The following is a 14,004-nucleotide window of genomic DNA, read 5'->3' as shown; positions in this document are numbered from 1 at the left end:
TTCGGCGATGCTCCCTAACTCAGCATCGGCCCGAGATCACACCGCTCGAATTAGCCCTCGACCATCGCGTTCGATCCGCCCGGTGTCGAGCCCTCGCCGGAGGCCCGCATCCAGACGCGATGCGACGCCTTCGGTGAGTCGCTTGGCTCCGAACAGTGCGAGCGCCTGTCGCTTCAGCTCCTCCTCGCTCATGCCGCCACCCAGTTCTGCGACCACGGCCATCGCATTCGCGATCTCCTCGAGCGGAACGTGATCGACGTTGCGTCCGTCACCTGGTTGACTGCGCCGGACCTCTCGCCAGGTTGCCGGGTCGATGTCGATCGGCCAGGCGCAGGACGTGTCTGTGGTGCGCTGGAATTCGAGGGGGAGGCAGCGCAGGATGGCGTCCGCCCGCGCTGCGGCGACACGATGAAGACCGAACGATTCCGCCGCCAGCCGGGCTAACCTCATCTTGTGGATCGGGCCCTCCTTCTGCACGATTTCACGCAGCACGCCGCGCACCTTCTCCGTTTCGACGCTGCTCGGCAAGCGATCCAGGGTGTCGGTCGTCCCAGACCGGCGCGGCTGCCACTCGATGTACACGCGAAGGTGGGGATGCCGGAGATCCGACGACGGTGGGGCGGAGCGGAGCATGGTGGGAGCTTCGGAAGGATACGGCAGCGACGGGTTCGTCGGTGTGGCCGCTAGGGCCATGTCTGCCTGTTCGGGCGTCTGCTGCTCCAGGCGTTCACGTACCTCGCCAACGGCAGCTGCGAGCCGATCCAGTGTCTGCTCGCGCTGCTGGAGCCATTCGGGCAGCCACACCCGCTGGACGTCTGGCCACTTCATCAGGCCTTTCAGCACGTCAACAGGCAGGCCGTCTCGGTCCGCGACCGTGCGACGTGCCCGCCAGCTCTCGCCGTCGAGCAGGACCGCGACGAGGGGCCGGCCCGGCTCGTCCGTATCCGCGACGGAGATGTCCACCCGAAAATCTGAGAGACCGATGTCGGTTTGCACCGCATATCCGCGGAACCGCAGTTCGTCAGCGATCTCGTCCCTGTGTCGATCGATCAGCCGCTCACGCTGCGCGCTGTCCGTGACGGATTCCACTCCGGAGGCGGCGAGTTCGAGATAGCCCTTCAGATGCTTGATGCCGATCGAGGAGGTCTCCTCGGCACGCAACTCCGAGGGGTCGAAGCTGACGAACAGGATCACTTGACGTCGAGCGCGGGTGATGGCGACATTGAGCCTCCGCTCACCACCAGCACGGGACAGCGGCCCGAAGTTGAGTGGGATCACGCCTCGTTCGTTCGCGCTGAAGGCCACGGAGAACAGGATGGTGTCCCGTTCGTCACCCTGCACGTTCTCAAGGTTCTTCACAAAGAGGCCGTCGCGCTCATCGAGGGCACGGGCGATTCTGTCGTCAGGAACTTCTCGCAGCAGAGTCTCGATCAGTGTGCGCTGCTGCGCGTTGAAGGTGATGATACCCAGCGACGGCGTTGCCTCCGGAGAGAGTTGGAATCGCTGGACGACTTCCCTGACGATCGCTTCCGCCTCCACGGCGTTGGTTCGGAGATCTCGGCCGCGGCCGGACCGATTGAAGTGCCCAGCAACCCTCACGAGAGAGACGCCGTGATCGCGCTCAATCCCAGTTTCATTCGCCTGCCAGGGGGCTGGGAAGGATGAGAGTCGGCTGTCGTAGTAGGCGTGATTGCTGAAGGAGATCAGCGCCTCGTCCTGACTGCGGTAATGCCAGGAGAGCCACTTGCGCGGAACGCGCGCCTGCACACACTCCGTAAGAATCGACTCCTCATCGGCCACGGCGGTGGCGACGGGCGATGCGTCCGATTCGACATCGTTGATGACCTCGGCGAAACTCGTCGGCGGCATCTGCTTGCTGTCTCCGACGACGATGACAGAGGCGGCACGACCCATCGCCCCTACCGCGTCCGCGACACGAATCTGCGACGCCTCGTCAAAGACGACGATGTCGAACATCTTCGCCTTCGCGGGGAGGAAGCGAGCGACCGATTCGGGGCTCATCAGGACGCAGGGCGCAATTTGGGTGATGAGCTCGCCGTAGTTCTCGAACAGGGCGCGTACGCTCATTCCGCCCCGCTGCCTGGCGAGTTGTCGCTTGAGCTCTCCCATCATGCCGCCCTCGTAGGAGGGGTCGACGCGCCGCTTGGCGATGATCTCAGCAGGAATCCATCGGGGCAATTCGTTACGGATGGCGGCGGCGCTCGACGTGAAGCGCTCGATCGTACGGTTGTGCGTTGATACGTCGAAGGCCGACATGGCCTGTGAATCGGCGCGCTCCTGGATCGACACCTGCGCGATGCCCTTGTCGAAGGCGATCGAAGCCAGGTCTGCCGGGATCGCCCCTGTCAGGAGCGACCCGTGGGCGTCCGCCATGTCGAACCGGGTGAGCGGTTCGAGATGACGCCGGAAGGAGACCCACCGATCGAGCGTGACAGGCTCGGACGTCCCGAGGTTGCGGCCCCCGGAGCTTGATCTCCAAGCCGATAGGAACCCGTCGCCCGAGGCCCACCCTGTCATGGCGTCCGCGCCATCTCCACTCGGCTCGGCGACTCGGCTTGCCGACGCTAGTGCACGCCAGGCACTCGCAAGTCGGGTGAGCGCGTCAGCGAGCTCGGCGTCCGGCCTGCTCGCCGCGTAGTAGGTGCGAAGGGCCGCCCGCAGGGTCGGATCGTTGTCGGTCGATGCCAGCGACGAACCCAACCACACCCCCCATCCCAGGCGGCGTTTGACCGGCTCCACGCCATCACGGAGATAGGGGTTCCAGTCGGCGGGCGCGAGATCGAGCGGGAGGCTGTGAAGCGCTAACCGGAGAGCAATGATCTCCTCGGATGCCCGGACGACCTCGGCGGCCAAAGGCGTCACCTCCCGTGCAGGGAAGGAACGGGGTTCGACACGCAAAGCCGGCCCGAATGAGGCGAGCGCGGCACGCTGCCGCTTCCGACGACCGAAGAAGCCCGACGCGTCGGCTTGGATCGCGGCGCGATGTACGGCTTGGACGTCGCGGTCGAGAACCTCGGGCGCCAGCGTGGCGAACCACGAGCGATCGACGTTGCTGGCGTTCAGCCGCTCCTGCAGGGCCGGCACCTCACCGGACAGGGCGCGCGCGTGAACGGTGTCGACCGCCTCCAGAGGGTGCCGTGGCGCAGTCGCGACCGTCGCCCACTGATCGAGCCGAGCCGGGGTGGACATCAGGGCGAGAAGATTCAGATCGGCCGCACGATCGACCACATCGGCAAGGTCGGAATCGAATTCTCGAGCCGCCGAGTGAATTGCCCGGGTTTCGAGCTCGGCGTCCCTCGGCACTGCCACAAAACCCCACGGATGCGTCGGCGACGGGTGGGCGAGGTCAGCGGTCTCCGGCAGACTACGGAGCAGGTTGCGGAGGTAGTGGAAGTCGTCTTCCGTCCCAGTAGTAACGAGACTCTCCGGGATGGTGAGAGCTTCGACGTCCTCGGCGGAAGCGAGCAGCTGTACTCGAGCCGAATAGAGGGACAACCCGGCGGCGTTCGGCTCGTGCAGCCGCTGTGCGTACCGCTTCAGCGACCCGCGGCTGACCGCCGCGGTCTCGGTGTCAGCTTTGAGGGCGGCCGCATCCGGACGCGCGGTCGCGTCGATCGCAGCGCGGATCTGTGTGCGGACAGCGGTTGGTCGCGCGCCCTTGTCATGTAGGTCGAGGGCGAAAGGTCCCAATCCTACCGAGGCCAGACGATCCTTTACGACGTCGAGAGCCGCGCGCTTCTCCGCCACGAACAGAACACGCTTACCTTCCGCAACGGCGTTAGCCAGCAAGTTGGTGATGGTCTGGGATTTGCCCGTACCGGGCGGACCCTCGAGAACGAACGTGCGCCGAGCGCTTGCCTCGGCTACCGCCTCCAGCTGAGACGAGTCGGCCGGCACAGGCACCGCATTGTTGAGCGCGTCAAGGTCGATGTTGGCGGGCGCCGGGAGGGGGTCGACGAATTCGGCGGACGGCGTGTGGATCAGGTGGTTGACTAGAGAGTTGCTCGCCAGTTCTTCCCAGTTCTCGTCGAGATCCTTCCAGAGCCGGTATTTCGCGAATTGCAGGATCGAGAGGTCCACGGTGTCCTCGACCGTAAAGGGGAGATGCGCCGAGGCGAGCGCGCGACGCGTCGCTGTGAAGGCTGCGGCGAGATCAATTCCGGATTCATCCCGTGCAGGGTTGGCGAGCCCCGGAATGTCCAGCCCGAAGCTCAGCCGCAACTTCTCCAGGAGGCAGTAGTTGGGTGTCGATTCTCCCGCTTCGTCGATGCTGAAGCGGAACGTCTTGCCGCCGCCCGCAGCCTCCAACGACACCGGGACCAGGACGAGGGGAGAGCGCAATTCGCGGTCGTTGAAGATCCACCGGAGCATCCCGAACGCCAGGTAGAGGTTGTTGGCGCCCGTCTCCTCGGTGATCGTTCGGGCCTTGAAGGCGAGTGCTCGCAGCCGGGCGGTGTAGGTGGCCTCTGTGGTGCCGACGAAGACCTGCTTGCGTTCGGAAAGCATTCCGGCGCGTACTGCCTCGGGTAACTCTTGGCCCGACCGGACACCGCGGGTGCTCTCGATGGTCGGGATGCGATCGTTCGGCACGAGGGTCACTGTCGTTCCGTTGTTGACCATGTCTTCGAACGCGGCAAGGGACGGCTGCGGGACGGCGAGCGGGTAACCGGATTTCTCGCCGTAGTTGATGAGCCTGTTCCTCAGGCTCAAGTCCAGCAACGCGTTCTTCCATAGGGCGACACGGGGCGGGAGAGTGCGAGCGGCACCTCCGGTGACGGCCGTGTCAGATGGTGCGTAGTGAAGTGCTTCGGGGGTCGGCGCCACGGCGTACTCGACGATCTTCACTTCGCCCGAGTCGGTAACCGTACGACTCGGCAGGGGGAAGATGCGCGCTAAACGCGCTTGCATGATGTCGGTGATTCCTACGACGCCCGAGACATCGGCCGCGAGCGTTGTGAGGTGGTGGTGACGGCGTGCTTGCGAAAAGGGCTTCGAGTCGCCGCCCCCGGTGAGGAATGTGGTTTCGACGACTTCGATCTGACCCATGCCGACGTAGTTGACCGCCTCAGCCGCATCCAACTCGGCTGGCCCATCGAGGCTCGCATCCTCTCGCCAATACCCGAGGAAGATGTGGTTCTTGAGCAGCCACAGCGTCGAGTTAATGCCCGCTTCCTCGAGAGCGGCTGCCAAGGCCAGCGTGGTGTCGAGGCTGGTGCCCAGGCGTCCGTCGAGCACCTCAGCGGGCGTGCGAACTTTCTGGCCCTCGAGACCCCAGCTGGCCGACGGCTCGGTGTAGCGGATGTCGCGCGCCCTCATGCTCTCGTAGATCGCCTCGACTATGGCATCCACCCGCTCGCGGCTGCCCTGCTGATAGCCATCGAGCGCCGGATTTCCCGTTGTGCCTTCCAATCGCTCGGAGGCTTCGACCAGGAGCGGTGCAATCGCTGCGGAATTCGGCTGCACGAAGGAAGCGAGAAGCTCGAGGCTGAGCTGCAGTGGCTTGGAGCGCCATTCGCTTGCGGCGAGAACGGTCACGTTGGTGTCGCACGAGCCGAGCACCGTACCGTCTGGGTCGCGGAGAGTCACTTGCACCACGCCCTGGGTCGGGTGCTCGACCGCGAGCATGCGGGCTGGGTCGAGCAGGAGATCGGCGTTGCGAAGAGAGGTGGGAGTGACTCCATCAAGGTCGACGATGACGACCCTCGGGTCGCCGAGAGGTCCAATGCCGCAAATGGCAGCGACTTCGACCGATGCGCCACGCAGCTCGACGCCCTGGTAGTCGATGACTACTTCGTCTACGACTGGTATGGCGTTGCGTGCGTGTACGTAACTTAGGTCGGGAAGAGCGCTCACCGTAATTGACGCGGTGCCGCCGAGATCGGAGCGCTCGGCCTCGGCAAGGGTGGACGCTCGGTGCGAGATGCTTGCGATGGTGTCGCCGGAGTCTGAACCGGCTGCGGACACCGAGGGCGCGGCAGAGGGAGCAAGAGCGGCCGATTCGGCCGCCATGTCTGCAAGTACGGCGACCTTGAGGCCATGGATCCGGTCAGCGAAGGGACCGGCGCCAAGAGCTCGCAGCAGCATTTCGGCGGAATCGAGCGCTCGATATGTCTCAGCGGTGGTGAAGTCTTCACGATGGGCCCATTTGTTGCGGACAGTGCGAAGCTCGCTCGCCCAATTCTGCGCCTGGCGGTCGAGCTGACCCGCAAACGGGTAACCGAGAGATCCGAATGGCTCAGTGAAGACACGGAGAATCAGCGAAAGGTCACGTCGGTTGTACCGTTCATGCGTCCGCCCTGCCTGCCGGTCCTTGTGCTCGACGATCTCGGTCCAGTCGGCGATAGTGGGCACAAGTTCATGCAAGCGCCCGGCGACCACGGGCTCAAGGCCGTCCGCTAGGGCGCTCAGCGCCTCCTCGATGTGGCCCCGCATGTCTAACTCCGACATTGCACTCCTCGCTCCCGGAAGCCAATCCCATCCGTGAGGAGATCTTGTGCTTCTTGGTCGCGAGCTTATCGTCGCCGGCGTTCGGCCAACCGGGGCGAAGGGGTCGCTGGCTTAGGTGCCGATTGCGTGAGCCGGTCGGTGGTCGGTTCATTTGGCCGCCCGTGACACCGGCAACGCGCCGCCGCACCGAACTTCCTGGCGCGCTATGCGGATGAACGATCAGCTCTCGTCTGCTGGCATGGAGTTCTGGAACTCTGTCCGCACGTCCCGAAGTCTGCGGCCGTCCGCCACCGCCCAGAAGTACCAGCCGTTTGTCGCACGTTGCCGAAGGGCGCGGCCGGCGGCGGACGGTGACGTGTAGCGCTTGCCGTCTAGTTCGATGGCGCCGTCACCTGTCACGGTCGCTTCTTTGCCCTTGTAGTCGCGGTGCGTCGCCAGGAGCTTGTCGCCTGCGCTGAGAAGACCAGCTTCCATTAGGTGCTTCAGCTCGACCCAGTCTCCGGCCTTGGTCTGCGGATCGACGACCTTCCCATGGTGACCCTCGGGGACCGGCCAGACGCGGAGCAGAACGTCGATCAAGTCTTGGGTTCGCTCATCGATGAGCTGCTCGTCCCAGTCGTGCTGCTCAGTGCGCTTGATGACACGCCCAGTGAGGGTAATCGTGTTGTGGTCCTGCAACGCGGATCGCTTTGCACGCCAGGGGCCGTTGGAGACCTTTGAATTGAGGGCGTCGGTGAGGAGTGTCAGATTCCCAATGCGATTGACGTGTTCCTGCCGGGTTTCGGCCTCGTCGGGGGACGATACGGGCCAAGTCTCCTTCCAGCTTCGAGGAAGGAGGTGCTCGATCGGGTAGCCCTTGCGCTCGATCTGCGGTTGCCTGGTCTCGGCGCGGTAATGGTCTTCCGCGGCTTCGAGAATCATGCGCAGCCGGCCGCGCGGATAGCGCGCGTACGCGGCCTCTGTGGTCAAGGTTCGCCGGATTTCTTCGTCTCCTGGCCAATAAGTACTCGTAACGTTGAGTCGCGCGAAGTGACCAATGACCCGCTCGACTAGATCGCTCTTTGGTATCGCGCTGTTGGCTGCGATGACGTCTGCGATGATGCGGCCGAGGTCGCTGCCTGAGAGGCGAAGGAGTTGCCGGCGCACTACCCAGCTCTCCGCGGCGCGGATGATCCGTTGAATGGATTCTTCGGGAATGTCCCTGCCTGGCCCGTGGAGCCAGATGAGTAGTGGCTTGAGGACCTCGACGCCTCCGGCCTGCATCCGATAGACCGCCATCTCGGTTGTACTGAGGCTCCCACTCGGGTGGTTAGCCGCTTCGGTCCATGACTCGTACTGTTGTGCCTGGAGCTTGATCTCAGGGAGCAGATCTGCCATCGACAGGTCACTTTCCAGCTCGACGTAAGACTTGAACCGAGTGAACGTCGACTGAGGGCTGACCTCCTCTCCCGTTCGGGCGGTAAGCCACTGGTTGATAAACAGTGAGCTGCGGCTGACGAAGTTGCGCCCGACGCTGACGTCCTTCATCCAGAACTTGGTCTCGAACGGCCAATCCTCTCGGTACGCCTTCGCCGTATCTCCGCCCTCGGCTTCAAGACGCTGGAACACGAAGTTGCGCACCAGATCTGAGGCGGTCAGCGGGGTTCCGCGCGCATTGAGGGTCTCGAAGATCTCCTGGGAATTCTCCGTTGCCTCGAGCTCAATGGAGACGAGCTGAAGACCATCGAGAAGGACTGTTGTCAGCTCCTTAGCTTTTAGTATGTAGTCGCTTGACGCGGCCTGGCCTAGCCACTGCGCCACGACAGTTGAAAAGTAGCCGTGCGCCCCAACGATCTGAGAATCGGAGTGGACCAGGTCGGAATGGTCGACTGGTGGCTCGGCATACATCACCTCGTCGAACGCGGATCGGTCCTTATTCAGGTGGCGGACCTTCAGTCGACTGTCGCCCTCCTCGACGTAGATCTCGTCATTGTGGGTAAGTCGCTCGAGCTGACCGGCCAGTCGCACCTCGCCCGCCTCCGTTAGGACAGCGCACGTCGCGTCGGCCAAAATCTGCAGCGTCGTCAGGCGTTGCTGACCGTCGATGACGTTCCATGTGGTTAACCGCCGGCTCTGCGCCTCGTGCGACTGCAGGACCACAGCGCCCAAGAAGTGCGTGGCACTGGAACCAGGGTCGGCAATCCTGAGCTCCGTGATGCGGCGGATATCCTTCCAGAGGGGTGCCCACTGCTCGTCCTCTCTCCAGACATAAGGACGCTGGAACAACGGGATCAGGAAGTGCTGAGGCAGGTTGAACAGCTGCAACGGCGTCCGCTTAAAAGTCTCCACTCGGTAGATCCTTCCGCACCGGCCCGACATAGTCGGGCAAGACCGGCTCGCGCGCCATGCGGGCGCGCCCAGAACGCAGGACCGTTTTCTTGCCGCGTGTTCTTTTCGTGGATTTTCGGTTGACTCTGGGCGGCGGGAAGCTAGCATAATTTCGAGGTGGGCTCAATGGACATAGTGCAACGACGCGCAATGCGCACGCCACTTCCGCGAAGACTGGCATTCGGGAGATCACGCGTCGCTTGAACTCGGCCCTTGGCGCGTCGCTTGTCGCATCGATGGCCGGCAGCAAGGACCCGAAGATTAGCTACAAATGGGCCCGCACTGATGGACCGAAACCAAGAAATGATGTGGTGCGACGCCTGCAGTTCGCGCACACTCAATGACTTGCGATAACAGCTTCTGAAGGCGAGCAGGTTGCCCGCATGTGGTTTGTCGGCTCTAACCCGCTGTTGGACTATGACACACCAGTGGATGCGATCCGGGAGGACCGATTCAAGCAGGCAGCTGCGGCGGCCGTGGCGATGGTGGAAGACGGCTTCCTCGGGTGACGACACGGCTTGATTTGATCGGCGTAACGAACACTTCGGATCTGCTCGCGGCGGCACTCTAGGCAGGCATAGTCAGTGATGGAACTTCGGTGATGACCTTGACCCTGCACCCGCAGGTGGAACGGTTGCAAGCTCACGACCCTGCAAGGGAGGAGCGGCTGCATTAGCTGGCTGCCTAGGCTGGCCACAACCATCGGGAAAGGCTCACATGTTCTGCAGCATGGACCACGCACCGCTCGTTGGCCTGGTAGCCGGCACGTCATGTAATGGATCGGTGTCTCGCTGACGCGGAATAGATCTGCGGCGCCGTTTACTGCTTCGGGTGCTCCCCCTAGCTCAGGTTCTCGTTCACCGGTGGATCTTCTCGGTCGAACTTGACGGTAGGTGTTGGCCAATATGACCGATGTAGATCATCTTGTCGGTCGTGACTTGGTCGTAGTAGTGGATCCGTAGCTTTTGATGAGCAGACCAGCTGTATGGCTTGAAGTGCGCCCACATATAGACATGGCCCGACGAATCTACGGACGGGGGCACTGGGAGAAGTCGATGTCCTGCCAAGCGCGTATCTTTCCGGGTACTGCTTGTTTCGTCCTGTGCGTGCTTATTAGGCGGTACATGGAAGGCGTCTGGTGGGCCTGATTCACAGAAAGAGTGAACGTTTGAATCCCATGAACCGTCAAGCCGGGCTGCACGGTACGACGCCAGAGTTCCGAGGGAGTCCCACGCAGCCTGTAGCCCCGCTCCGTCTAAATCTAGACCGGCCACTTCCTTGGTCCGGCGCGGATTGCCGGTGAACGCTAACCCGTGTTCAGCAAGGCGGGAATCGGCAATCAGCGCGTCCCAGTCGGTCGGGCATTCCCCCAGAGGATTCGAGGGCCCGCCGGTGTCAACCCAGCTGTACGCACCCGCCGGGTCAATGTCAGCAACCTTGGCGCGGAGGAATGCAGTCTCTCGAACCTGCGAGTTAAGGTAAACCTCTAAACGATCGCGTTCCATGACTAGATCACTGTTGTTGACCTGTTCATTGATCAGGCTGTCCTCGAGCGCTTCGACGGTGGTCCGCAGGTCGTCATTGTCGCTGAGAAGTTGGGCGATAGCGCCGCTGTCTGGCTGGGTTCGAGTCGCGGCGTCTAAGAGCTCCAAGAGAGATTCTTCTTCAAGATCAGGCAGCGATAGGAATTCCTGTACCTGTTGTAGCTGACCCGCGCTTTTTGTCAATGCAGCCTGGCTCGCTTCAAGCTGTGCCCGCAAGTTGGAGATGGTCGCGTCTTCACTGGGCTGCGACTCGGAACCAGGACGCAATTCTGGCGGCTCGACGATCGGCTGTATGGGGCGTACAGCAGTTGGTTTCAGTTGCAGCTCAGGCTTACGCGCGGCTTGTCGCGCTGCAACGCGCTCCTGCAGCGGTGCGGAAACGGGGCTGACCGCGGATCTCAACTCTTGTGCTGCAAACCGGTCGAATGCTCGCGACCACTCCCGTACCGCCGATGTCAGAGGTACAGGGTGGGTGATTTGGTATCCACGAACGAAACCCTCAATGACGCGAGCGACCCTCGCCTCCGGCCCGGCAAGCGCTCGCGGGGTCAACCATCGCGCTGCTTGTTCTACCGCAGGGTCCGCTAGGTCTGCACCAGGTGGGTATGTTCGCAGGGTGGCGGGCTGAACTCCGCGGCGGTTGTGGCGACGCGCGAATTCCATAGCGGAGTTTGGATCCAGCGACACAACATGCGCAATGCCCGCACAGAGGCGCGTCCATCGCGTCACGGCCTCGAGCCATCGATCAAAATCAACGCCGTCAATAGGAGCGGCAACGATAACCGGGAATCTACGGTCGGGATTATTGATCAGGTCTTCGAGTTCTTCGATCTGGGAGTCCGCAATGTGCTGCGCGGTTGGGCGGAGCGGTCCTACGTCGGTGAAGTCAACGACACTGAGAATTCTGTCTGCTACGGCTGGTTTGTCTGTTCGTCGGGATCGATTGGAGGAGCTCGCCTGCAAGAGCAACCAGCCGCCGCCTGGGCCGTCGACAGCCAAGACCGTGACTGTGAATGTCGTCCCTTGATTGGAGTTCCAGGCCCTGAGGCGTACTCCAGCGTCACGGCCAGCCGACCGATGCAGTACTTGCACACGTCTGCTTTGGTCGGTGTTGGACACTTCACCGTTCTTGGTCAGGTCTACGTCCAGCCCGAGCCGCTCGCGCGCCCAGGACGCGAACTCACCTAGTGCCTGATCGAGCCAACCGGAAGGCGCTTCCGTCGTCCAGAATGCTTGGTAGTCGAGTCCGGAGAGAGGTTGGACCTTGTCATCACCTGACACGAAGGGCGATTCGCTTGGCACGGTCTCCATTGACTTCCCCTCAACCTGCTCGTGCGATCACACTACGCGACGTGCGGCTGGCGATCGACCGCCACACGAGGGTCTCGTTACACGATCGGCCGGATTGTGTGCGGTTGTGAAACTCGGCAGTCAAAATAACCCGCTCGAGCACTGAAACAGTAAGGCGAGGCATCGATAAGCCGCAGCAACAAGCGTGGCGAGGTCGGCATATTCTCGCTGCGTTACAAGCGTGCAGCATGCCGATGCCCCGAGAACTGGGTGCACTACTAGCATCGTGCCGCGATCGGTCCGCCCTTTAGGGTTGCACGGTGATCACTACGTGGGATTCCGCCGAACAACTTGCCGTTGAATACATGCGCCGCCTCGGGTGGGCTCACGCGAGGCTGACCGCGGCGGGTGCCGATGGCGGGCTGGACGCGGTGGCGGCCGGCGTCGGCGCCCAGGTGAAGTTCCTCAGCAAGCCAGTCGGCTCTCCCGACATCCAGCGGCTCCGTGGCGCGACCCACACCATGCCACACGCCCTCTTCTTCTCAAACAGCGGATATACGGCCTCCGCGCGAGACGTGGCTGACGCGACCGGCGTTGCTCTCTTTGGATACAACACCGACGAGCTTGTGTATCCCGCCAACGGCGCCGCCCGCGAGCTGGCCAAGCGAGCGGGCATGGATATCAAGAGTCTGACCGAGCTACAACTAATCCTTATAAGAGCTGAAGAGCTTCTCCGCATCGTCCACGCGCAGCACAAGGCGATGGTGGCCGCGACTAAGGAAAACACTCTCGCGGTGCAGACCGAGGCGATCGCCGTAAAACAGCGTGGGAACCTCACCGAGGAGTCGGTGAGGAGACTCGAGAAAAAATACGCGGATGTGACCACTGACGTGAATCTGGCGCAGGAGTCCGATCGACTCTACGAGTCTTACAGAGGCACAATCAGCGCGCGTTTACGAGAGAACGACCTGATGGCCATTGTCGAGTCTGGAGAGAGCACGCTCGAAGAGTTCGATCGCCTGGCCGCTCAGCTCAGCTTCGGAGCCGATCCGCTCGTCCCGCTCACGGAAAAGTTCGCGGAAGAGTTGCGCTCCGTGGAGGCTGGATCAAACACCGGCACCGGCACCAGCACCCATATGCACCTGGACTTCGCGGAGGCCGTTCGCAAGCTCCGCGCGTGGCAGGCTGACAGAGATAGGCTCGCCCTCGCCGACCCCGCGCTCATTGAATCCTGAGTCCGCAGAGCTTAGCCTCTCGCGCGCCAGCTGACCTGTCCCGAGATGTATGAGAAGGCTATGTAACCGCCGTTGTCGCGAACGCATTAAGCCAGCCAGCGTCGCATGGAGGACATCCGGGGCCGGAAGCCTCCCGCGTCTCAATCAGTGCCGAGACCCCTGAAGTATCGGACGTCTCGGCGCCGTTGTGGCAGCCTCGGTCGATTGCCCAGGCAATAGAGCTTGACGTGCCTTCGTCGTGGCTTCGGAGGCTGATGCCAGAGAATGGCTGCGACAACCGTCTCGTCAAGCCTGGTGGGAGCGTTTCCACGCTCCACGTCGAGCGCGCCCAGGCAAAGCCCTTACGCTGACAGCAATTACGCCGATGGTCTTCTTCGTGATTGAAAAACGCCAGCGAACCTACTGGGGTAGGGCCAAGGGCCGGCTGGAGCTGTGGGAGTTCGGGATCCGAGCATTGGCCGCACTCATCGTCCTTGGCCTTCTGGCTTACACGCTCTACTCGATTGCCTCGGGGAGCGAGTGGCTTGGACTCTCGGACCAGGGCCTAAAGGACGCGGCGCTCATTTTGACTGCCTACATCGTCATTGCCATTAGGCGAGAAAGGCGCGATTGGGTCTTCGTCCTGAATATGGCGCTGTGGTTAGTGCTCGCCATCGCCTGGTGGTTCTCGGCTGCGTTAGGGCACAGTGATGCGTCATTCATCTTGCTCATCACTACAGTGATCCAGGCCCTTGTCGTTCCCCTGCTCGCCGGGCCCTCAATCTTCGCGTGGCAAGCATGGCCGCTCGATTCGCCTTCACAAGCAAAGCCATACAAGCGTGCCGATGCAGGCGATGTCCGTAGTGACGTTGCGCCGTCCATCTTGAATGCGTCGGACTGATCACCTACAAGCGGCGACCGGCGGTGCCGTGTCCGTCGGTTAGGACGCAAATAGGAAAGCCGTCGTCGCCGACACTCCGGGCGCCAGGTATCGAGAGAACAAGGAACCAAGGGGAACCCCTCCGAGCCTTCTTGCGTCACGCCCGTTACCAATCGGACGACGTCTTATCAGCCACTATCGACTATGGCGAGGAGCTTCCATGCAAGGGACAACCGGCTCC

The 14,004-nt window shown here is 62.5% G+C and carries 5 protein-coding genes; 2 read left to right on the top strand and 3 right to left on the bottom strand.

Going from position 1 to position 14,004, the window contains the following annotated elements; translation table 11 throughout:
* Positions 1-36: 36 nt before the first annotated feature.
* From ACFVV0_RS01375 to ACFVV0_RS01365, 3 genes are all read right to left on the bottom strand, one after another.
* Entirely contained in the window at positions 37-6,453 is a 6,417-nt protein-coding gene (locus ACFVV0_RS01375; RefSeq protein ID WP_387057303.1) for a DUF3320 domain-containing protein, read from the bottom strand.
* A gap of 234 nt (positions 6,454-6,687) precedes the next feature.
* A complete protein-coding gene (locus tag ACFVV0_RS01370; RefSeq protein WP_387057301.1) occupies positions 6,688-8,796 on the bottom strand; it encodes a DUF262 domain-containing protein in 2,109 nt (702 codons plus the stop codon).
* A gap of 896 nt (positions 8,797-9,692) precedes the next feature.
* Positions 9,693-11,690 carry a hypothetical protein gene (locus ACFVV0_RS01365; protein ID WP_387057299.1) on the bottom strand — a complete coding sequence of 666 codons (1,998 nt, stop codon included), beginning with the start codon at positions 11,688-11,690 and terminating at the stop codon, positions 9,693-9,695.
* 299 nt (positions 11,691-11,989) lie between these two features.
* Between ACFVV0_RS01365 and ACFVV0_RS01360 the strand changes: the two genes are divergently transcribed.
* Both ACFVV0_RS01360 and ACFVV0_RS01355 read left to right on the top strand, forming a co-directional pair.
* Entirely contained in the window at positions 11,990-12,904 is a 915-nt protein-coding gene (locus tag ACFVV0_RS01360; protein ID WP_387057297.1) for a restriction endonuclease, read from the top strand.
* A 364-nt stretch (positions 12,905-13,268) separates the two neighbouring features.
* A complete protein-coding gene (locus tag ACFVV0_RS01355) occupies positions 13,269-13,784 on the top strand; it encodes a hypothetical protein (protein WP_387057295.1) in 516 nt (171 codons plus the stop codon).
* The last annotated feature ends 220 nt before the right edge of the window (positions 13,785-14,004 follow it).

The organism is Leifsonia sp. NPDC058230 (genome assembly GCF_042882245.1).
Lineage (GTDB): Bacteria > Actinomycetota > Actinomycetes > Actinomycetales > Microbacteriaceae > Leifsonia.
The sequence above is the reverse complement of the archived record's forward strand: the minus strand, read 5'-3'. Positions and strand labels throughout refer to the sequence as shown.